This window comes from Enterobacter sp. MEB024 (assembly GCF_030209635.1).
GTDB lineage: Bacteria > Pseudomonadota > Gammaproteobacteria > Enterobacterales > Enterobacteriaceae > Enterobacter > Enterobacter ludwigii.
The window spans coordinates 1-22580 of record NZ_JARVRQ010000009.1 but is presented as its reverse complement, the minus strand read 5'-3'; the positions used below and the strand labels follow the sequence as shown (position 1 = coordinate 22580).

At 55.6% G+C, this 22580-nt stretch carries 16 protein-coding genes; 4 read left to right on the top strand and 12 right to left on the bottom strand.

Annotation, left to right across the window (positions count from 1 at the left end; translation table 11 throughout):
* Positions 1 to 9: 9 nt before the first annotated feature.
* The 5 genes from QRN24_RS15770 to pgi all read right to left on the bottom strand — a co-directional run bounded on the left by QRN24_RS15770 (position 10) and on the right by pgi (position 5856).
* A complete protein-coding gene (locus QRN24_RS15770) occupies positions 10 to 2106 on the bottom strand; it encodes a YjbH domain-containing protein (protein WP_014168189.1) in 2097 nt (698 codons plus the stop codon).
* On the bottom strand, positions 2106 to 2843 hold the full coding sequence (locus tag QRN24_RS15765; protein WP_148576967.1) for a capsule biosynthesis GfcC family protein: 738 nt from the start codon (positions 2841 to 2843) through the stop codon (positions 2106 to 2108). The genes QRN24_RS15770 and QRN24_RS15765 overlap by 1 nt, the downstream gene beginning before the upstream one ends.
* Positions 2840 to 3478, bottom strand: a complete 639-nt coding sequence (locus QRN24_RS15760) for a YjbF family lipoprotein (RefSeq protein ID WP_020882855.1) — start codon at positions 3476 to 3478, stop codon at positions 2840 to 2842. Before QRN24_RS15760 ends, QRN24_RS15765 begins: the two co-directional genes overlap by 4 nt.
* Positions 3479 to 3596: 118 nt before the next feature.
* Positions 3597 to 3839 carry an exopolysaccharide production protein YjbE gene (gene yjbE / locus QRN24_RS15755; RefSeq protein ID WP_014168186.1) on the bottom strand — a complete coding sequence of 81 codons (243 nt, stop codon included), beginning with the start codon at positions 3837 to 3839 and terminating at the stop codon, positions 3597 to 3599.
* A gap of 367 nt (positions 3840 to 4206) precedes the next feature.
* Entirely contained in the window at positions 4207 to 5856 is a 1650-nt protein-coding gene (gene pgi / locus QRN24_RS15750) for a glucose-6-phosphate isomerase (RefSeq protein WP_020882856.1), read from the bottom strand.
* Between the two features lie 375 nt (positions 5857 to 6231).
* Here pgi and lysC point away from each other — a divergent pair, with 375 nt between their 5' ends.
* The 3 genes from lysC to QRN24_RS15735 all read left to right on the top strand — a co-directional run bounded on the left by lysC (position 6232) and on the right by QRN24_RS15735 (position 8941).
* Positions 6232 to 7581 (top strand): lysine-sensitive aspartokinase 3, encoded by a 1350-nt coding sequence (gene lysC, locus QRN24_RS15745; protein WP_014168184.1) that lies wholly within the window; start codon positions 6232 to 6234, stop codon positions 7579 to 7581.
* Positions 7582 to 7673: 92 nt separating this feature from the next.
* On the top strand, positions 7674 to 8618 hold the full coding sequence (gene panS / locus QRN24_RS15740; protein ID WP_014168183.1) for a ketopantoate/pantoate/pantothenate transporter PanS: 945 nt from the start codon (positions 7674 to 7676) through the stop codon (positions 8616 to 8618).
* A 50-nt stretch (positions 8619 to 8668) separates the two neighbouring features.
* Positions 8669 to 8941, top strand: coding sequence for a YjbD family protein (locus QRN24_RS15735; protein ID WP_014168182.1), 273 nt, complete (start codon positions 8669 to 8671; stop codon positions 8939 to 8941).
* On the opposite strand, the gene rluF is transcribed toward QRN24_RS15735, so the two are convergent.
* The 3 genes from rluF to metH all read right to left on the bottom strand — a co-directional run bounded on the left by rluF (position 8942) and on the right by metH (position 15375).
* Entirely contained in the window at positions 8942 to 9811 is an 870-nt protein-coding gene (rluF, locus tag QRN24_RS15730; protein ID WP_284942874.1) for a 23S rRNA pseudouridine(2604) synthase RluF, read from the bottom strand. It abuts the gene before it with no gap.
* A gap of 134 nt (positions 9812 to 9945) precedes the next feature.
* Positions 9946 to 11577 carry a Na/Pi cotransporter family protein gene (locus QRN24_RS15725; RefSeq protein ID WP_020882860.1) on the bottom strand — a complete coding sequence of 544 codons (1632 nt, stop codon included), beginning with the start codon at positions 11575 to 11577 and terminating at the stop codon, positions 9946 to 9948.
* A 114-nt stretch (positions 11578 to 11691) separates the two neighbouring features.
* Positions 11692 to 15375: a methionine synthase gene (gene metH / locus QRN24_RS15720; protein WP_284942873.1), complete on the bottom strand. Its 3684-nt coding sequence runs from the start codon at positions 15373 to 15375 to the stop codon at positions 11692 to 11694.
* A gap of 194 nt (positions 15376 to 15569) precedes the next feature.
* Between metH and iclR the strand changes: the two genes are divergently transcribed.
* Entirely contained in the window at positions 15570 to 16397 is an 828-nt protein-coding gene (gene iclR, locus QRN24_RS15715) for a glyoxylate bypass operon transcriptional repressor IclR (protein ID WP_020882862.1), read from the top strand.
* A gap of 43 nt (positions 16398 to 16440) precedes the next feature.
* On the opposite strand, the gene aceK is transcribed toward iclR, so the two are convergent.
* From aceK to metA, 4 genes are all read right to left on the bottom strand, one after another.
* Positions 16441 to 18168, bottom strand: a complete 1728-nt coding sequence (aceK, locus tag QRN24_RS15710) for a bifunctional isocitrate dehydrogenase kinase/phosphatase (RefSeq protein ID WP_284942872.1) — start codon at positions 18166 to 18168, stop codon at positions 16441 to 16443.
* 88 nt (positions 18169 to 18256) lie between these two features.
* Positions 18257 to 19561: an isocitrate lyase gene (aceA, locus tag QRN24_RS15705; RefSeq protein WP_020882864.1), complete on the bottom strand. Its 1305-nt coding sequence runs from the start codon at positions 19559 to 19561 to the stop codon at positions 18257 to 18259.
* A 31-nt stretch (positions 19562 to 19592) separates the two neighbouring features.
* Complete coding sequence (gene aceB / locus QRN24_RS15700; protein ID WP_032681929.1) at positions 19593 to 21194, bottom strand: malate synthase A; 1602 nt, start codon at positions 21192 to 21194, stop codon at positions 19593 to 19595.
* A 270-nt stretch (positions 21195 to 21464) separates the two neighbouring features.
* A complete protein-coding gene (metA, locus tag QRN24_RS15695; RefSeq protein WP_193163535.1) occupies positions 21465 to 22394 on the bottom strand; it encodes a homoserine O-acetyltransferase MetA in 930 nt (309 codons plus the stop codon).
* Positions 22395 to 22580 lie beyond the last annotated feature (186 nt).

Genomic DNA, 22580 nt, shown 5'->3' with positions numbered 1-22580 from the left:
ACTCACGCATCATCTGAAGTTGATGTTCTTATCGCTGGTCATGTCGTACAGCTGGAATTTACGACCCAGCTGCTGACCACCGTCACGCGTCAGCGGCGTCCAGCCAATTGCCGCACGGCTGCGGGTTGGGCCTGACGAGAACAGATCCAGCGGAATGGAAACGTACACGCCTTTGGTGAAGTCCCCTTCCCCGTACTCGTCCGGCGAGACGTTAGTGATCGTGGCATAGCCACCGACCACCACACCGCTGTCGAAGTGTTTAGAGATATCCAGCGTGCCGCCTTTATCCCCCGCCAGATACTGACCAACGCTGGCTTTCACCAGTACGTCCGGGGCAAACGACGGCGTCCAGTAGGCCGTCAGATGGCCGGTTTTAACGCTGTAATCGGTGAACTTCATCATGTCCTGCGCGCTGCGCCAGTCACGCTGTTTGACGTAGTTGGCATCAAGACCAAACGCCCAGTTGCTGTCTACCGGACGGTAGAGCACTTCAGCCCCCGCGCCGCCAAACATCGTTTCCAGATAACCGCCGTAAACCTGGCCGTAGAAACCGTTACCAAAGTACTGGAAGTAGTTGGCCTGCAGGTTGTTTACGTAAGCGTCGTTCTGCACATATTCACGTACGCGAGTACGCACGCGCGGCAGCTTCGAGTCGTTCGGCGGGTTGGTATAGTTGAACTTGTCGTAGTTGTTGGCAAGGTTACCGAACAGGCTGCCGGTGGTCAGCAGGTGGTCGGTGACCCACAGATCCGCCGTCGCCATGACGCCCAGCTGATACATGTAGAAGTTTTCTGGCCCACCAACAGACTGGTTCAGCACCGGATCGATATGGAAATCAAAGCGCGACTTATCGATATACCAGCCCTGCTCGGTGGTGTCTGGCACCACTGGCTCAACGCGTTTTTGCACCAGCTCGGTTTCATGCCCAAGCGGTTCGCCTTCCAGATGGCGCTTAAGGCTGGCGACATCCGTTTCCGTCGTGACCTGCGGCATGTTCAGACGGTTTTCGGTCACGCGGATCGTGCTGATACCGTCCGGCAGATCGTTCATGATGATCCGGTTGGCGCGTTCGATCCCTTCCCGCGAGTCGCGGTATTTCACCTGCTCGCCGGTCACGTACAGCGTATCGCCTTTCACCTGAATCTTCGGATCCGCCAGTCCGGCGTTGTATTTCAGCAGGGTCAGCTGGTTCGCCACGACGGAGTGCTGCAGAATGGCATCCTGCGGCTCCGGCTGGTAGGCAGGGCGCGCGTTGTCGTTGTAGTGTGGCCGCATATCGTTAAAGTTGGTACGCAGCGTCACGCCAAACATCACGGTATTGCCACGCTCATAGCTGAGGTTAACGTCAGCCCAGTCAGCCACACGGTAAATGGCACCGACGTTAAATTTGCTCTTCTGCTCAATCTTGCCGGCGAAATCCTGTGAATAGTCATTCCCTTCGTATTCCAGTTTCAGGCGCAGCGGCTGCCAGGGCGTCTGGTACTCTACGCCGCCAAACAGCGAGGCCGGGCCGTGGAACATCTGGTCGCCGTTGATGGAGCCCGCTTTCTGATAGCTGTTATCGCGATAGCAATATTTGTCGCTGTAGGAGCAGAACGGGTTTTTCACGTTGCCGCTGGTGCCCAGATACCCCCAGCCGAGACCGAGTGAGAAATCAAACGGTCCCCAGGCTTTGCTGGCCACCACGTATTCCGCATCAAACAGACCGGTACCGCCGATATCCCGTGCGCCAACAGAGACCTGCGGCATCCAGTAACTCTCTTCCCACAGACGCAGCTTCACGTCGAACGCTTTATCTTTGTAGGTCTGATCGCCGGAGAAGGACTCGACGCTGCTGTACCGTTTGGTGCGCACATCAGTGTAGCGCAGCGTGGTTTCGAGCCACGGAAACAGCTGCACAGCGGCGGAGTAGTAGCGATACTGATCGTTATCACGGTAGTTGAGGCTGATTTCCCCTTCCCGCGCCATGCGCGCGGTAGGCGTTTGCAGTAAACCGACGCCGCCGAAATCTGACTGAGACGGGCCAATGGGTGCCGGATACGTTTCTGCATGGCAGGCGGCACTCACGCACAACGCCAGCATGCTATAGAGATAGGTTCTTTTCATTATTCCGGTATCCGCTGTTTCAGGGAGTGAAGGATATCGGCGTTCAGCCCGTCATATGCCTTCGTCCAGAAATGGTCGGCAAAACCGACAAAAATGACGCTGCCTGGCATCGGTTCGATATGGCGTTTATTCCAGTAGGCTACCGGTGCTTTTTGCGTTTGGCCGTCCGGGTACACCACCCATGCGTAGCTCTTATCCGCACCGCTCAACAAATTTTGTTCATCGAGATAGCTCGCCACATCGCGACCCGGCATAAACGGCTTATTACCCGGACTGCTGACAAGCCCGAACACGGTAATGGTAGAAGGCTGAACAGGTAGCCAGAGCGTGTACTCGCCTTCCAGTGACGGGTTAGCCGTCTCCGCGACGCGAACGTGGTCCGGATCGAGATTGACCGGCAACCGTCCGGTAACCTTCAGCGCCTTAAGCTGCTGGCGAAGGCTGTTAATGGCCGCCGCGTCGTCACCCTCTTCCTGCTCCGCCAGCCCTGTTAGCCTGGCGAGCAGCGCGTTATGTTGTTGCTCCGCCACCACCGTCGCCTGTCGTTCACTGATGACCGCACCCGGCCACCAGCTGTTCGCCAGCCTTGGCTGGCCGACGAGATCGATCAAGTGTCCGGCGTTGGCCAATGTTTTAGGCTTCGTATTGTCCTGCGTATAGACTTTCACCGTCCCGGCAGACCATGCGAGCGGCGTAGCAAAGCTTGCGATCAGCGCAACGCGAATAAGTGTTTTCATGATTTCGCGGCCTTGATCAGCGTGGTTTTGACCGGGAAGAATCCGGCACCCAGATACTGTAACGACTGGCGTATCTGGCCGTCATCGTCCACCCAGAAGCGGTTATGCCAGGTTGCCTGATCGGTAGTGACCTCTTCATCCAGCACGCGAACCCGGGTTTCGTCGCTGCCCACATTGACGCTGTCCGTGCCATCCCAGCGGAAGGTGGAGCGGGCGGTGGCATAGCGAACCTGCTTGTGTTCGGTCCAGCCCATCGTGCGGGTCCAGCTTGCCCCGTCGGTTATCTGGTTCGGCGTGTTCAGCGGATCGGCGGCGAGATTGTTGACTTCAAGCAGGTTGTCGCCCCCGAGCAGGGTTTTCACGATACGGCTATGCTGCGTTACGATGGTGGCCTGATCCTGCGTCACCCATTTCTGCTGCCCGTTTTCATCGAAAGCGAGCACCACAAACAGCTGTGGGCCATCGTTGAGCTGCATGTACTGACTGGCATAGGGCATGTTCTGAAGTTCGTCATCGGTCAGATGCACGCCCGGCGTACCGAACATGCTTTCCCACAGTGAATGGCCCAGCCCTTTGGTGGTGGCCGAGCACGCCTGCAAAAGCAGACAAATCAGGATGATCCCAGGTCGCTTCACGACTCTTCTCCGCATTATTGCCGGGTGATGCTGCGCTTACCCGGTCTACAGGTCCCGAAGGCTACTGAAAAGCCAGAATAACCACACCGAAGTGTGGTTATGATTAAAACACCCGTTATTACTGGGTGCTAGTGGTCGTGGTGGTCGTGGTTCCGGTATTGGAGCCATCACCGCCACCGGTTGCCGCCAGGGCGACACCCACGGCTGAACTTACGGTGCTGGCGCTGGACGCGGTAGAAATCCCCGCAGACGCAGACGTCGCAGCCGAACCTGCCGCTTCTCCGACCTGAACCGGAGCCGCATTAACAGATGTCGCCGCAAGCGCAGATATGGCGAAAATGCCATACAGTACTTTCTTCATAAGAATTTCCCTTCATTTAATGAATGGAGATTTGCCCAAAAAGAATTTCAGGCGGATTCGAGTATACACAACTAAAGGTGAGGGTTTGCCGTAGGGGTAAATAGAAGAAGGGTTTTCGGACAATTGGATAAAATGGAAACAAAAGGACGATTAGATAATAATATAACTTATATAAATCAATGAAATAGAATTAGATCCCGTGACAGTAATTATCCGTATTTTCCTAAAATAAACCGCAGCAATTAACAGGTTAACGGCTATTTTCAGATTAAACTCACTGCCGGAATTTGAGTTTAATAACAGACATAAGGAATTATCCGATAAAAAAATGCCGGCATTTCGCCGGCACTTTTTCATGACACTTTAATTACGCGCGCCATGCTTTATAACGGTTGATCAGACCATTTGTGGAGCTGTCGTGGCTGTTAATCGCGTTATCGTCACCCAGTTCAGGCAGGATACGGTTTGCCAGCTGTTTACCCAGCTCAACGCCCCACTGATCAAAGGTGAAGATGTTCAGGATAGCGCCCTGAGTGAAGATCTTATGCTCGTACAGGGCAATCAGCGCACCCAGGCTGAACGGCGTAATTTCGCGCAGCAGGATGGAGTTGGTTGGACGGTTGCCTTCGAACACTTTGAACGGCACAACGTGGTCCAGCGTGGCCGGATCTTTACCCTGGTCGCGGTATTCCTGCTCAACCACGTCACGAGACTTACCGAACGCCAGCGCTTCAGTCTGTGCGAAGAAGTTAGACAGCAGCTTCGGATGGTGGTCTGACAGCGGGTTATGGGTAATGGCCGGGGCGATGAAATCGCACGGAACCATTTTGGTGCCCTGGTGGATCAGCTGATAGAACGCATGCTGGCCGTTAGTGCCTGGCTCGCCCCAGATGATTGGGCCAGTCTGGTAATCCACAGCGTTACCGTTACGGTCAACGTATTTACCGTTGGATTCCATGTTGCCCTGCTGGAAGTAGGCCGCAAAACGGTGCATGTACTGGTCGTATGGCAGAATCGCTTCGGTTTCAGCCCCGAAGAAGTTGTTGTACCAGATACCAATCAGCGCCAGCAGCACAGGCAGATTTTTCTCAGGTGCGGTGGTGGAGAAGTGTTTATCCATCGCATGCGCGCCGGAGAGCAGCTCAACAAAGTTGTCGAAGCCGACGGAGAGGATGATCGACAGGCCGATAGCGGACCACAGAGAGTAACGACCGCCCACCCAGTCCCAGAACTCGAACATGTTCGCGGTGTCGATACCGAACTCGCTAACGGCTTTCCCGTTGGTCGACAGCGCGGCGAAGTGTTTCGCCACGTGCTTGTTGTCGCCTGCGGTTTTCAGGAACCAGTCGCGCGCGCTGTGGGCGTTGGTCATGGTTTCCTGAGTGGTGAAGGTTTTAGACGCGACCAGGAACAGGGTCGTTTCCGGATTCACGTTCTTCAGCACCTCGGCGATGTGGGTACCATCGACGTTAGAAACAAAGTGCATGTTGAGGTGGTTTTTGTATGGGCGCAGCGCTTCGGTGACCATGAATGGGCCGAGGTCAGACCCGCCGATACCGATGTTAACGACATCCGTAATCGGTTTGCCGGTGTAGCCTTTCCAGCTTCCGGAGATGATCGCTTCAGAGAAAGCTTTCATCTTTTCCAGCACCGCGTTCACTTCCGGCATCACATCTTTGCCGTCAACGATAATCGGAGTATTGCTACGGTTACGCAGCGCCACGTGCAGCACGGCACGGTCTTCGGTGCGGTTGATCTTCTCACCGGAGAACATGGATTTGATGGCGTCGGCCAGCTCAGTCTCTTTCGCCAGATCCTGCAGCTTCGCCAGCGTTTCTTCGGTAATGCGGTTTTTGGAGAAATCCACCAGCATCAGGTCATCGAAGGTCGCGGAGAACTTATTGAAACGATCGGCATCTTTCGCGAACAGGTCCGCGATGGTGACGTCTTTCATTTCATCATAATGTTTCTGTAGTGCCTGCCAGGCAGCGGTCTGCGTTGGGTTGATGTTTTTCATTAGCAATACTCTTCTGATTTGAGAATTGTGACTGCGGTCGATTGTAGCGCCTGCAAATAAAAATTGTGATGGTTTTTATGCCATTGCCCTGGCCTGCATCAAACACAGGTGAAAAGACCCGAAAAGTATAGCTGCTGAAACGCCCTTCAGGGGCGGCGAAATGTCGGTCAAAAGGCGGTAAAAAGGAGCATAAAATATGGCCCTGTTATAAGTCCTTTTACTGAGGGGTACCCCCCCATAAAAAATCCGCATAATCCCAGCATTGACAGGACCTCCCCCACATTTTATTTATAGGGCCGTATTTTGCGCCTGCACCTGTTCTCGTTTCATTCTTGTGCCAAGGTCGCTTTATTCATTCCCTGACACGAGGTTGTTATGACGAGTTTTGTGGTCGCCAAATTTGGCGGCACCAGTGTGGCCGATTACGATGCCATGAACCGCAGCGCCGATGTGGTGCTGGCCGATCCGAATACCCGCCTGGTGGTGCTTTCCGCCTCTGCTGGCGTGACGAACCTGCTGGTTTCTCTGTCTGAAGGACTGGAAGCAACCGAACGTTTCGTTAAGCTGGACGCACTGCGCAAAATTCAGTTCAACATCCTTGAACGTCTGCAGAATCCGAACGTGATCCGTGAGGAAGTGGAACGCCTGCTGGAAAATATCACTACCCTGGCTGAAGCCGCCTCTCTGGCGACCTCCACCGCGCTGACCGATGAACTGGTCAGCCACGGCGAGCTGATGTCCACGCTGCTGTTCGTGGAGATCCTCCGCGAGCGTAACGTCCATGCCCAATGGTTTGACGTGCGTAAAGTCATGCGCACCAGCGATCGCTTTGGCCGTGCCGAGCCGGATGTTGAAATGCTGGCCGAGCTGACCCAGCAGCAGCTAGCTCCGCGCCTGGCAGAAGGGATGGTGATCACTCAGGGCTTTATCGGTAGCGAAGCCAAAGGCCGTACAACAACGCTTGGCCGCGGCGGCAGTGACTATACGGCAGCCCTGCTCGGCGAAGCGCTGCATGCCACCCGTGTGGATATCTGGACTGACGTGCCGGGTATTTACACCACCGACCCGCGCGTGGTCTCTGCGGCGAAACGCATTGATGTGATCGCGTTTGAAGAGGCGGCCGAAATGGCCACCTTCGGCGCGAAAGTATTGCACCCGGCGACGCTGTTGCCGGCCGTGCGCAGCGATATCCCGGTCTTCGTTGGCTCCAGTAAGGATCCCAAAGCAGGCGGTACGCTGGTGTGCAAGAAAACCGAAAACCCGCCATTGTTCCGAGCGCTGGCCCTGCGCCGCCGCCAGACGCTGGTGACGCTGCACAGCCACAATATGCTGCATTCTCGCGGTTTCCTGGCGGAAGTGTTTGGCATCCTCGCGCGCCATAATATCTCCGTGGATTTGATCACCACATCCGAAGTGAGCATCGCGCTGACGCTGGACACCACTGGCTCCACGTCAACCGGCGACACCCTGCTGACGCAGTCGTTGCTGATCGAACTCTCTGAGTTGTGCCGCGTGGAAGTGGAAGAAGATCTGGCGCTGGTTGCCATCATCGGCAACAAGCTGTCGCGTGCCTGCGGCGTGGGCAAAGAGGTCTTCGGCGTACTCGACCCGTTCAGCATTCGTATGATTTGCTACGGCGCCTCCAGCTACAACCTCTGCTTCCTGGTGCCAGCCGATCAGGCCGAGCAGGTCGTGCAAAAACTTCATCAGAATTTGTTTGAATAAAATTCGTTAGCACGATAAACAATACCTATAAGCCGGGCACAGACCCGGCTTTTTTATAACTAAACAACACGACAATACTGCAAGGACTATCTATGTTATCCGCCATCACCCGGCTGTTCCCGTTGTGGGCACTGCTGCTTTCCGTACTCGCGTATTACACTCCCACCCACTTTACGGGCATTGGCCCGTGGGTCACGACGCTGCTGATGCTAATTATGCTCGGCATGGGCGTACACCTGAAAATTGACGACTTCAAACGCGTTCTGTCGCGCCCAGCCCCCGTAGCGGCAGGAATTTTCCTGCACTACCTGGTCATGCCGCTTGCGGCGTGGCTGCTGGCCATGGCCTTTAAAATGCCGCCAGATTTATCCGCCGGTATGGTGCTGGTCGGCAGCGTGGCCAGCGGCACGGCATCCAATGTGATGATTTACCTGGCAAAAGGTGATGTGGCGCTCTCGGTGACCATCTCTTCCGTTTCAACGCTGGTGGGCGTGATTGCCACGCCGCTGTTAACGCGTCTGTATGTGGATGCGCAGATTCAGGTAGACGTCATGGGGATGCTGCTCAGTATTCTGCAGATTGTGGTGATCCCGATTGCGCTGGGCCTGGTGATTCACCATCTGTTCCCACGCGTGGTCAAAGCCGTTGAACCGTACCTGCCTGCCTTCTCGATGGTCTGTATTCTGGCTATCATCAGCGCCGTGGTTGCCGGCTCTGCATCGCACATTGCCTCAGTGGGCTTTGTGGTGATCATCGCGGTGGTGTTGCATAACACCCTTGGTCTTTTGGGCGGTTACTGGGGCGGGAAGCTGTTTGGTTTCGACGAATCCACCTGTCGTACGCTGGCAATCGAAGTGGGGATGCAAAACTCGGGGCTGGCCGCAGCTCTGGGCAAGATCTACTTCTCGCCGCTGGCGGCCCTGCCGGGTGCGCTGTTCTCCGTCTGGCATAATCTCTCCGGCTCGCTGCTGGCAGGCTACTGGTCAGGCAAACCCATTAATGAGCCCGCGAAAAAAGATGCAGTGAAACAGGGTTAATTTCCTTCGCTTGCTTTACACTGGAGCCTCCCCTTCAGGAGGCTTCAGCAATGGCTACACCACGTTTGACCCAGAAAGACATGACGGAAGCTGAGCAGCGCGAACTGAAAACGCTCCTCGACCGCGCTCGTATCGCCCATGGCCGCACGCTGACTAACGCCGAAACCAATCAGGTTAAAAAAGAGTACATCGATAAATTGATGGCTCAGCGTGAAACTGAGGCGAAACAAGCCCGCAAGCTGAAAAAAGAGCAGGCTTATAAACCCGATAAAGAAGCGACCTTTTCCTGGTCAGCCAATACCTCACCCCGTGGAAGGCGCTAATTAGCGCCCTTTCTTTTTACGGCCCGGCTGGACGAAGCGTTTGCCCGCAGGCTTGCCGCGGCTTTTCTCTTCTGATGGCGGCGCTTTCACCACCGGGCGCTTAACGGCCTGGGTTTTCGGTTTGGCTTTCGTTTTTGGCTTCGCTTCAGACGATGAATTCTCGATGAGCCTGAACAGCTCAATCAGTTCGTCATCCGTTAAATCACGCCACTCGCCCAGTGGAATACCTGACAGACTCACGTTCATAATGCGCGTACGTTCGAGCTTCACCACGTCATAACCGAAGTGCTCGCACATCCGGCGGATCTGACGGTTTAAGCCCTGCACAAGGGTAATGCGGAAAGCAAACGGCGCCTCTTTCTTCACCTTGCACTTCTTCGTGACGGTCCCCAGAATCGGCACACCTGCGCCCATACCGCGGATAAAGTCGTCCGTTACCGGCTTATTGACCGTGACGATGTACTCTTTCTCGTGGTCGTTACCGGCACGCAGAATTTTGTTCACCAGATCGCCGTGGTTGGTCAGGAAAATCAGCCCCTGTGAGTCTTTATCAAGGCGGCCAATCGGGAAGATACGGCTGCTGTGATTAACGAAATCAACAATGTTGTCCCGCTCGCCGTCTTCCGTGGTACTGACGATGCCAACCGGCTTATTCAACGCGATAAATACCAGGTCTTCCGCATCACGCGGTTCAATGAGCTGACCATTCACTTTGACCACGTCACCGGGGACGACCTGATCACCGATGGTGGCGCGTTTGCCGTTGAGGAACACGTTACCCTGTTCAATGTAACGGTCCGCCTCGCGACGTGAGCAGATCCCGCTCTCGCTAATGTATTTGTTTAATCGTGTTGATTGAGTTGGCAGCATAGTTTCTCCTGTAAAGGCGAAATATACCTTAGGTTTGGGCTGGTAAAAAGATTAGCCGACGGTTACCGGGCATCATGCCCGGCGTAAACCTGCTGGTTTTCAGGTTAACCGCCTTATAAAGGCGCTTTCAGAGATTAATATTCATCTCGATCGTCGTCTTCATCCGGCTGCTCCATGACGCTATAAGCGACCGCGCAGAATAACGAGTTGAGACGCTTCATGTCCCCCAGCAACCCCAGGTGCAGGGAGCTGGTTTCAATGCTCTGGACGTTCTGCTGGTGCAGTCGTTCAACGTGGGCGTGCGAGTAGCGCCGGTTGAGGATACGGAAGCGATGTTTGTTACGACGCAAGCGGCGTGCGCTCGGTACGTCGCTGGAGAAGAAGACCAGCATCGCCAGCTTCAGGTTGCTCAGCAACTGCTCGTGCAGCGCCTCCAGCTCCTTCAGGCCTTCAACCGAGAAGGCGCGGCGCGCGGCAAGGGATTTGTCAGCAATTTCACTTCCCATACGCTCAACGATATCCGAGGCCTGCTCGAGGTTAAGCGACATTTCGATGATTTCCGCCCAGCGGCGGGACTCTTCCTCTGCCAGTTCATCCTGCGGAATACGCGCCAGGTAGAGCTTGATAGCGGTATAGAGCACGTTGATATCGTCCGCCAGCCTGCGCAGCTCTTTCTCTTCTCGCGGCTCTCCGTGCATGACCTTTTGCAGCCCTTCAAGCATCGTTTCCATGGCATCGCCCATGCGCAGCGTCTCGCGCGCGGCATTAGCCAGCGCCAGCGCCGGGGTATCCAGCGCGGAAGTGTCCAGATGCTTAGGTTTCAGACGCGCATCCAGCTCCGGTTCATCCCGGATAAGCCGTTCGCAGAAGCGGGCCATGGGTTCAGCAAAAGGCACCATCGCCAGGCAACGCACCAGGTTGTAAAACACGTGGAAATAGATAACCAGCTCAGCCTTCGGTAACGGGAGATTATCCATCAGGTTGGCCAGCGGATAGACAAACGGCAGAATAATCAGGCTGCCCACCAGCTTAAACAGCAGGCTTCCGAGCGCCACGCGCCGGGCAGCAGCGTTTGCGGCGCTGTTATTGAGCATCGCCAGCAGGCCAGAGCCAAGGTTGGCCCCGATCACCAGACACAGCGCGACCGGGAAAGAGATCGCCCCCGCGGCGGTTAACGTCGCCGTCAGCAGCACAGCGGCCAGGCTGGAGTAACTGACGATGGCAAATACCGCGCCGATCAACGCATCCAGCATGATGTCCCCGGTCAGCGAGGCAAAGATGACCTGAACGCCGTTGGCCTCGGTGATGGGGGTCACCGCCTGCACAATCAGCTCCAGCGCCAGCAGGATCAACCCAAGGCCAATCCCCACCCGGCCAAGCTGTCCGGCACGCGTCTGCTTACGGCCAAGGAAGAAGATAACACCGATAAAAATCAGCAGCGGCGACAGCCAGGAGAGATCGAAGGTCAGGATACGCGCCATCAGCGCGGTCCCCACGTCAGCGCCCAGCACAATGACCAGCGCGGGTGCCAGCGCCACCAGATCCTGCGCCACAAACGAGGTCACGAGCAGGGTCGTCGCATTACTGCTCTGCACCAGTGCCGTCACGCCGATGCCCGCGCAGAAGGCGAGCGGCTTCTTCTCAACGCTGCTGCTGAGAACGGTGCGTAAGCGCGCGCCAAAGACGCGCATAACGCCGGTACGGACAATATGCGTGCCCCATACCAGCAGTGCTACTGCGGAAAGCAAGTGTAACAGGGTCAGCACGGAAGGTTCTCCTCCTTATCGTTCTACGTTTTTATGATTCAGTATAAGGGTTTAAACGTAAGAAAGAGACAGGGCGCCTCATGAGCGCCCTGTTTGTTGTAAGGAAAAGTGACGTTAGTCAGCGTCGTAGCCTAAATTGGGTGCCAGCCAGCGTTCAACCTCTGAGACACTCATGCCTTTGCGCAGGGCGTAATCTTCAATCTGATCGCGCTGCAGCTGCGCGACGGCGAAGTATTTGCTGTCGGGATGGCTGAAATACCAGCCGGACACCGATGCCCCAGGCCACATGGCGAAAGACTCGGTGAGCTTCATGCCGGTATGGGCTTCTACATCCAGCAATGTCCAGATAGTGCCCTTTTCGGTGTGTTCCGGGCAGGCTGGATAGCCCGGAGCCGGACGAATCCCCTGATAGTTTTCGCGGATCAGCTCCTCGTTGCTGAGGTTCTCATTGGCCGCGTAGCCCCAGTGTACCTTGCGCACGCGCTCGTGGAGGTACTCTGCGAAGGCTTCCGCCAGACGATCGGCAATCGCTTTCACCATGATTTTATTGTAATCATCGTGCTGCGCGTCGAACGCCTCCGCCAGCGCATCTTCTTCAAGACCCCCGGTCACGGCAAACGCCCCGATATAATCCGCTTTCCCGGAAAGCTTCGGTGCAATGAAATCGGCCAAGCAGTAGTTAGCAAAGCCCACTTTCTCGGTTTGCTGGCGCAGATGGCGACTTACTGCCAGCACGTGCGTGCGGGTCTCGTCGCGATAAATTTCGATGTCGTCGCCCACACGGTTCGCCGGGAACAGGCCCACCACGCCACGCGGGTTGAGGCTTTTCTGCGCACTCAACTGATCAAGCATTTCGTTGGCGTCGTTGAACAGGCGTTTGGCTTCTTCCCCGACCACCTCATCTTCAAGGATGCGGGGATATTTGCCCGCCAGTGACCAGGTCATGAAGAACGGTGTCCAGTCGATGTAGTTACGCAGCGTCTCGATGCTGGCAGTGACGTCCTGAACGCCCAGACGATGCGCCACAGGGGGCGTATAGCTGGCCCAGTCAAACGCCAGATCGTTATCGCGTGCGGCCTGGAGTGTCACCGGCGGCGTCCGCGGTTTCTTACGGCCATGCTGAATACGCACGGTCTCGTACTCTTTGCGGGTACGCGCGACAAAATCATCGCGCTGGGTGGCAGACAACAATGCCGACACGACGCCCACGGTACGCGAGGCGTTTTGCACATAAACCGTCGGGCCACTGTAGTTCTGCTCGATTTTCACCGCCGTGTGCGCTTTGGACGTTGTCGCCCCGCCAATCAGCAATGGAATGGTAAAGCCCTGACGCTCCATCTCTTTCGCCACGTTGACCATCTCGTCCAGCGACGGGGTAATCAGCCCGGAAAGTCCAATCAGGTCAGCATTCACTTCGCGCGCGGTTTTGAGGATTTTATCCGCCGGCACCATCACGCCAAGATCGATAATCTCGTAGTTATTACACTGCAGTACGACGCCCACAATGTTCTTACCGATGTCATGCACGTCGCCCTTCACGGTGGCGATCACCATTTTACCGTTGCTGGAGCCTTTCTCTTTGCTGGCTTCGATAAAGGGTTCGAGATAGGCCACCGCCTGCTTCATGACGCGTGCGGATTTCACCACCTGCGGCAGGAACATTTTACCTTCGCCAAACAGATCGCCGACCACGTTCATGCCGTCCATCAGCGGCCCTTCGATCACTTCAATCGGGCGCGTCGATTGCTGTCGTGCTTCTTCGGTGTCCTGTTCAATAAACTCGGTAATTCCCTTAACGAGTGAGTATTCCAGACGTTTTTTCACGTCCCAGGCACGCCACTCCGCCTGCTGAATGTTTACCGATGCATCGGATTTACTGCCGCGGTATTTCTCGGCCAAATCCAGCATGCGCTCGGTGGCGTCATCACGCCGGTTGAGGATCACGTCTTCTACGGCGTCGCGCAGTTCCGCCGGCAGGTCGTCGTAAATGGCCAGCTGTCCGGCGTTAACGATCCCCATGTCCATACCGTTACGGATAGCGTAATAGAGGAACACGGCGTGGATAGCTTCACGCACCGGATCGTTACCGCGGAAGGAGAATGACACGTTCGAGACGCCGCCGGAGATCAGCGCATGCGGCAGCTCGCGTTTGATGTCTTCACACGCGCCGATAAAGTCCTGCGCGTAGTTATTGTGCTCTTCAATACCGGTAGCAACCGCGAAGATGTTCGGGTCGAAGATGATGTCTTCCGGCGGGAAGCCCACCTCTTCGGTCAGAATTTTGTATGCGCGGCGACAAATCTCAATTTTGCGCGCGCGGGTATCGGCCTGGCCCATTTCATCGAAGGCCATCACCACCACGGCGGCACCATAACGGCGCACCATCTTCGCGTGGTGGATAAAAGTATCAACGCCTTCTTTCATCGAGATGGAGTTAACAATGCCTTTACCCTGAATACACTTCAGCCCTTTCTCAATGACTTCCCACTTAGAGGAGTCAATCATGATCGGCACCCGGGCAATGTCCGGCTCACCGGCTATCAGGTTGAGGAAGCGCACCATCGCCGCTTCGGCGTCGAGCATCCCCTCATCCATATTGATGTCGATGATCTGGGCGCCGCTCTCAACCTGCTGGCGGGCCACGTCCAGCGCTTCACTGTACTTCTCTTCTTTAATCAGCCGTTTGAATTTCGCCGAACCGGTCACGTTAGTCCGCTCCCCGACGTTCACAAACAGGCTGTCGTCACCGATGGTCAACGGCTCAAGGCCGGCCAAACGGCAGGCAACCGGCAGCGTAGGCAGTTGACGCGGCGGCAGACCCGCCACCGCATTGCTCATCGCGGCAATATGCTCTGGCGTGGTACCGCAGCAACCACCGACGATATTCAGAAAACCGGATTCGGCCCACTCGCGGATTTGCGCCGCCATGGTGTCTGCATCCAGATCGTATTCACCAAAGGCGTTCGGCAGGCCGGCGTTCGGGTGTGCGGTGACATAGCATTCAGCGATGCGCGAAAGTTCCTGCACATACTGGCGCAGCTCATCGGGACCCAGCGCGCAGTTCAGGCCGAAGGAGAGCGCTTCAGCGTGACGCAGGGAGTTGTAAAAAGCTTCTGTGGTCTGGCCGGAGAGGGTACGACCAGAGGCGTCGGTGATGGTACCGGAAATCATGATCGGCAGGTCGACGCCCAGCGCCTCGAACTCCTCTTTCACCGCGTAAATCGCGGCTTTGGCATTGAGGGTGTCGAATACCGTTTCAATCAGGATCAGATCGGAACCGCCTTCCACCAGCGCTTTGGTCGATTCACGATATGCCGCCACCAGCTGATCAAAGCTGATGTTACGAAAGGCCGGGTCGTTCACATCGGGTGAAATCGACGCGGTGCGGTTGGTCGGGCCAAGCACCCCGGCCACGTAGCGCGGTTTGTCCGGCGTACGGGCTGTCCATTCATCAGCGCAGGCGCGGGCCAGCTTTGCCGCAGCAAGGTTTATCTCCGCCGAGAGGGATTCCATCTGGTAATCCGCCATGGCGATGGTTGTCGAGTTAAAGGTGTTGGTTTCGACGATATCCGCACCCGCCTCGAAATACGCGTTGTGGATCGCCGAAATGACCTGCGGTTTACTGAGCACCAGAAGGTCGTTGTTACCTTTGAGGTCGCATGGCCAGTCGGCGAAACGCTCGCCGCGGAAATCGTCTTCACTCAGACGATAGCTCTGGATCATGGTACCCATGCCGCCGTCCAGCACCAGAATTCGTTTATTTAACTGCGCACGCAGTTGCTCTACTTTGCTGCTCACACTTGCTCCCGACAACGCTCAACCAGGCCAAAAGGCCAGCAGTCCATACTGGCACAATCTCGCAGGGTGTAAAAGTCACACAGCGGTAACATGAGACATGTTCACTATCACTCATCCGATCAGTCAGGATAACGGTTGCAAAATCACCAAATAAAACGAAAATGATTTCCACGATACAGAAAAAGGAGTTCGTCATGGTCACGACCGTTCCCGCTAAACGCGGCAGAAAACCTGCTGCCACCACCGCCGCCTCTCAGGGCGGACAGGTTCAATCGCTCACGCGCGGTTTGAAGCTGCTGGAATGGATAGCCGAGTCGCACAGCAGCGTGGCCCTGACAGAGCTGGCACAGCAGGCTGGCCTGCCGAACTCAACGACCCATCGACTGTTGACCACGATGCAGCAGCTGGGCTTTGTGCGCCAGGTGGGTGAGCTGGGACACTGGGCGGTGGGCGCACATGCGTTTATCGTCGGCAGCAGCTTCCTGCAGAGCCGCAACCTGCTGGCGATTGTGCACCCTATTCTGCGTAAACTGATGGAAGATTCCGGCGAGACGGTAAACCTGGCCGTGCTCGACCAGAGCGACCATCAGGCCATTATCATCGACCAGGTACAGTGCACTCAGCTAATGCGTATGTCGGCACCAATTGGCGGCAAGCTGCCGATGCATGCCTCCGGGGCGGGGAAAGCGTTTCTGTCGCAGCTCAGCGAAGAGCAGGTCACCGGGCTGCTGCACCGGAAAGGGCTGCACGCCTACACCCACGCCACGCTGGTCTCACCGGTACATCTGAAAGAAGATCTGGCCCTGACCCGCAAGCGCGGCTATTCGTTTGATGACGAGGAGCATGCGTTAGGCCTGCGCTGCATTGCGGCCTGCATCTTTGACGAGCACCGCGAGCCGTTTGCCGCCATTTCGATCTCCGGACCGATTTCCCGTATGACCGATGACCGCGTCACGGAGTTAGGTGCGCTGGTGATTAAGGCGGCGAAAGAGGTCACGCTGGCATATGGCGGGATTCGATAACATCGGGTGCACCTGAATCCCTCTCCCGTCGGGAGAGGGGGCATTACACCGCATATCGGATGCAAAACCGTTGTTTGCGGCGATAGGCATACACATCTTCCACATGCCCATTCTTGATGCGCGTCTGCAGGCCCCGCCAGTAGCTGGCGCGGAACAGGTCATCATGCATCTCTTCAAACAGTGGCCTGATGCGCGGGTCAGCGCACAGCCAGTGGCGAAACTCCTCAGGAAAGACATCTCCCGGTGAGATGCTGTACCACGGCTCGCCGGACAGTTCATCTTCCGGATAGCGGGGCTGCGGTATATCGCGGAAATTAACCTCAGTCATATAGCAAATTTCATCGTAATCGTAGAACACCACCCGCCCGTGACGGGTGACACCGAAGTTTTTAAACAGCATGTCGCCCGGGAAGATATTCGCGGCGGCAAGCTGACGGATAGCGTTGCCGTATTCTTCTATGGCATCCCGCAGTGCCTGACCTTCGGACTGCTCCAGCCAGATATTGAGTGGGATCATGCGGCGTTCGATATAGAGATGGCTGATGGCAATTTTGTCACCCAGATCGGTGATTTTCGCCGGCGCTTCCTGCAGTAATAACGCCATTAATGCCGGATCGATCTGCTGCTTATCCAGCACAAAGTTCTCGAACTCCTGGGTGTCCGCCATTCGCCCGACGCGATCGTGCTCTTTAACCAGCTGGTAGCAGGCGCGGACGTGAGCAGCGGTCATCTCCTTCTGCGGCGCGAACGTATCTTTGATGACCTTAAACACCCGATCAAAACCCGGCAGGGTAAAGACCAGCATCACCATGCCGCGAATACCGGGGGCTTCGATAAATTGCTCATCTGCCGTGGTGACATAGCGCAGATATTCCCGATAGCTTTCCGTCTTGGCGTGTTTCTGACAGCCAATGGCCATGTACAGCTCGGCGGTGGTTTTCCCCGGCAGGATCTCGCGCAACCACTCCACCAGAGCAGCAGGCAGCGGGGCATACACCATAAAGTAGGAGCGGGCGAAACCAAAGACAATGCTGGCCTCGGCGCTGGTCGTCAGGCAGGTATCAACAAACAGTTCACCGTCATCGGTACGATGGATGGGTAACAGAAACGGCACAATGGCCGACGGTGTCATCAGTTTACCGACCAGCCAGGCGGCCTTATTACGGTAAAAAAGCTCATTGGCAACCTGCAAATGGCTTTGCCCGAGCACCTCTTCGCCAAAGGTCTCCTTGAGATGCGCAGAGATATAGCCGATATCACGGGTTTTATTCTCCCAGGGCAAACGCAGCGGCAAATCCGTTAATACGCGATGCAGGAGCTTTTCCCAGCCGCGATCGGGAAAGAAATCCTTCGCCAGCGGACGCGGAATAGTGCGAAAGCGGCGCTCCGGCTGGGAGCTGAAGATAAATAACCGCTCAGGAGATAATGAGCGGTGGTCAAATAACCGGCAATAGACGGAGTTGAAAAAGCTCTCCGCAATCTCGAAGCGCGGGTAATCAGGTAACAGATGGGTGTAATGCTCCTTCACGCGCAGTAAAAACTCCGCGTCAGGGATTTTGCCGTCGGTAATGCAGCGCAACTGCTCCACCACCAGACCCACATGGTGATCGTAAAGGTGGATTCGCTGCTTCATGGCCTGCTGAACCGCATGCCAGTCGGCGTGCTCAAATCGCTGCTGCGCGCCGGATGTGACTTCCAGGAAACGTCCGTACTGGGCATCGAAGCCCTGCAGAATAGTTTGGGCAATCAGTAATTCCAGACCACGCGGCATTGTTCATGCTCCCTCACCCCGGCCCCCTCCCGACGGGAGAGGGAGTATGTTCACAGGCCCAGTAGCGTGCCACCGGGCATTACACGGCTCAGAACTGGGCTTCTTCCGTCGATCCCGTTAAGGCGGTGACGGAGGAGGTGCCCCCCTGGATGATAGTGGTCACGTTATCGAAGTAACCGGTCCCGACCTCCTGCTGATGCGAAACGAAGGTATAGCCCTCTTTACCGGCAGCAAATTCCGGCTGCTGCACCTTCTCAACGTAATGCTTCATGCCTTCACCCTGCGCGTAGGCATGCGCCAGGTCGAACATGTTGAACCACATGCTGTGAATGCCAGCCAGCGTGATGAACTGATATTTGTAGCCCATGTCGGACAGCTGCTGCTGGAAGCTGGCGATGGTTTTATCATCCAGTTTCTTCTGCCAGTTGAAGGACGGCGAGCAGTTATAGGCCAGCAGTTTGCCCGGATATTTGGCGTGGATAGCATCGGCAAAGCGTTTTGCCAGCGCCAGGTCCGGCGTGGAGGTTTCGCACCAGACCAGGTCCGCATACGGTGCATATGCCAGCCCACGGCTGATCGCCTGTTCAATGCCAGCATGGGTACGATAAAACCCTTCGCTGGTGCGTTCACCGGTAATGAACTCGCTGTCGTAAGGATCGCAGTCTGAAGTGATCAGGTCAGCCGCATCCGCATCGGTACGGGCAATCACCAGCGTGGGTACGCCGAGCACGTCAGCCGCCAGACGCGCCGCAACCAGCTTCTGAATCGCTTCCTGGGTTGGGACAAGGACTTTCCCGCCCATGTGTCCGCATTTCTTCACTGACGCGAGCTGGTCTTCGAAGTGAACGGCCGCTGCACCGGCCTCAATCATCGATTTCATCAGCTCAAAGGCGTTCAGCACGCCGCCGAATCCCGCTTCCGCATCCGCGACGATTGGCAGAAAATAGTCAATAAAACGCGGATCGTTTGGCTCAATGCCTGCCGCCCACTGGATCTGATCCGCACGGCGGAAGGTGTTGTTGATCCGATCCACCACGGTTGGTACCGAGTTTGCCGGATAGAGCGACTGATCCGGATACATGCTGGAGGCCAGGTTGGCGTCCGCCGCAACCTGCCAGCCGGAAAGATAGATGGCTTCGATGCCGGCTTTCGCCTGCTGCAGGGCCTGGCCGCCAGTCAGCGCGCCGAGGCTATTGATGTAACCTTTTTTGGCACCGCCGTGCAGCAGATCCCACATTTTCGCCGCGCCGCGCTGCGCCAGGGTACATTCCGGATTGACCGAGCCACGCAATTTCACCACCTCTTCCGCGCTATACGGGCGGCGGATGCCTTCCCAGCGAGGTTGGGTCCACTCTTTCTTCAATTCTTCGATTTGTTGGGTACGGGTTTTCATGTGCAGATGCTCCATATTGTTGTGGGGTGAATTACGCCAGGAAGCGGTAGCCCGGCAGGGTCAGGAAGTCGATTAAGTCATCAGATGTGGTGATTTGCTCCATCAGGCGTGCGGCGTCATCAAAACGTCCGCTGCTGAAGCGGTGTTCACCCAGTTCGTCCTGGATCACCCGCATCTCTTCGGCCAGCATCTGACGGAACAGGGATTTGGTCACCGGCTTGCCGTTGCTGAGCGTTTTTTGATGGTGGATCCACTGCCAGATTGAGGTGCGAGAGATCTCGGCGGTAGCGGCATCTTCCATCAGGCCGTAGATCGGCACGCAGCCGTTACCGGAGATCCACGCTTCAATGTACTGGACGGCTACGCGGATATTGGCGCGCATACCCTCTTCCGTACGCTCGCCCGCACACGGTGCCAGCAGGTGTTCTTCAGCCGTTGGGGCATCCTCATCACGCGTCACAAACAGCTGGTTTTTGTTCTCACCGAGTACGCGGTTGAAGACGTCCATTGCCGTATCCGCCAGACCCGGATGCGCGATCCACGTTCCGTCATGGCCATTTCGTGCTTCAAGCTCTTTATCGGCTTTCACCTTGTTGAGCACCTGATTGTTACGTTCAGCGTCTTTGCTTGGGATAAATGCCGCCATTCCCCCCATCGCAAAGGCCCCACGCTTGTGGCAGGTCTTAATCAACAGGCGTGAGTAGGCACTCAGGAACGGTTTATCCATGGTGACAACCTGGCGATCCGGCAGCACACGATCGGGATGATTTTTCAGGGTTTTGATGTAGCTGAAGATGTAATCCCAGCGTCCACAGTTCAGCCCTACAATATGGTCGCGCAGCGCATGCAGAATTTCGTTCATCTGGAACACGGCAGGCAGCGTTTCGATCAGCAGGGTGGCTTTAATGGTGCCGCGCGGCAGGTTGAAACGATCTTCCGTGAAGCTAAACACTTCACTCCACCAGGCCGCTTCCTGCCAGGCCTGTGTTTTCGGCAGATAGAAATAGGGACCGCTGCCTTTTGCCAGCAGATTCTTGTGGTTGTGGAAGAAATAAAGGGCGAAGTCAAACAGACTGCCCGGAATGGCTTCGCCACGCCAGGTGACATGCTTTTCAGGCAGATGCAGTCCACGTACGCGACAGATCAGAACCGCCGGATTAGGTTTCAGTTGATAGATTTTGCCGGCTTCGTTGGTATAGCTGATGGTGCCATTTACGGCATCGCGCAGATTGATTTGCCCGTCGATAACCTTATGCCAGTCCGGCGCCAGTGAGTCCTCAAAATCTGCCATAAAGACTTTTACGTTCGCGTTCATGGCGTTGATCACCATTTTGCGTTCCACCGGGCCGGTGATTTCGACGCGCCGATCCTGTAAATCATCCGGAATGCCGCGGATTTTCCACTCACCACGGCGAATGGAAGCGGTTTCCGAAATAAACCCAGGCAACTTGCCATCATCAATTTCCTGCTGCTGATGAATGCGTGCCGCCAGCAGCTTATTGCGCGTTGGCGTAAAGCGGGTCACCAGTTCGGTCAGGAATTCGACAGCGTCTGCTGTCAAAATTTGCTGTTCTTGCTCGCCATGCGGCTGGGTAAAGGCCAGTTCATCGACCGTCGTTGCCTGTTGAGTCATTACTCTGCTCCTCATCAAAGATCCAAAATCACGCCCCCGATGCGAACGAAAGATCGTTGTGTAGTTTTCGCTCAGCAGAATTAAGACTATCTATATTTTCCACAAAATCAAAAACAATTTCCATTTTAATTATTAAATGCATTTAACACATTGATTAATATGTAATTAAAGTTTTATTGTTTGTTGAGTGGTATTTCGGAAATGAAAAAGGCACCCGAAGGTGCCTGATGTGAATAGCTGAAACGCTTTAGGATCGTTTAGTGCAGAAGATTACTCCAGCGTTGGATTCATGTGGCGCAGATCGTATGGTGTGATCTGGTAGACGTAATAGTTGAGCCAGTTAGTAAACAGCAAATTCCCGTGGCTACGCCAGGTGGCTCTCGGTTTGTTCTGTGGATCGTTTTTGGGGAAATAGTTGTACGGAACGTCCGGATTCAGACCGGCTTCAACGTCACGGAAATACTCCGACGCGAGGGTGTTCGGATCGTACTCAGGATGGCCGGTAACAAAGGCAATGCGCTTGTCTTTACTGGCAAACAGGTAAGCATCCCCGTCTTCGGTTTCGGCCAGGATATCGAGATCGGTGTAATCACGAATCAGCTGTGCCGGGAAATCGGCGTAGCGCGAGTGTGGGGCCAGGAAGGAGTCATCGAACCCGCGCGTCAACAGGGCGTGAGGTTGGACAAGGTGGTGCTCGTAAACACCTGAAAGCTTCTCAGTGCGGGTTTGTTTGGGGATCCCATAGAGGATATTCAGGGCGGCTTGCACCGCCCAACAAACAAACAGCGTGGACGTGACGTGATCTTTAGCCCACTCCAGTACCTGTTTGATCTGCGGCCAGTAGGCAACATCATTAAATTCGACCAGGCCCAGCGGTGCACCGGTCACAATCAGCCCGTCGAAGTTTTCGGCGCGAATGTCGTCGAAGTTACAGTAAAAATTATTCAGATGCTCAGAAGGCGTATTTCGCGACTCACGGGCATCGATTCGCAGCAGCTGGATATCAACCTGCAGCGGCGAGTTCGAAAGCAAACGCAGGAACTGGTTCTCTGTTTCGATCTTTTTCGGCATCAGATTGAGAATAAGCACCTTCAGTGGGCGAATTTCCTGACCTGTAGCGCGTGAAGTCGTCATCACAAAGACGTTTTCATCACGTAAGAAATTGACGGCTGGTAGCTCGTCCTGCACCCGAATCGGCATAACCTCATATCCTCACAGCATACGTATAAACGTTTAGACATCCAGACAGCTAACGATACCCAGAAACAGGCTGAATGTCGAGTCTGCAAGCGGAAGGTGAGAAAGTTTCAAGGAGGAAGTAAGAAGCCCAAAAAGCAAAAAACCCCGCACCATACGGTACGGGGTTCTTTTAATTGATGCCTGGCA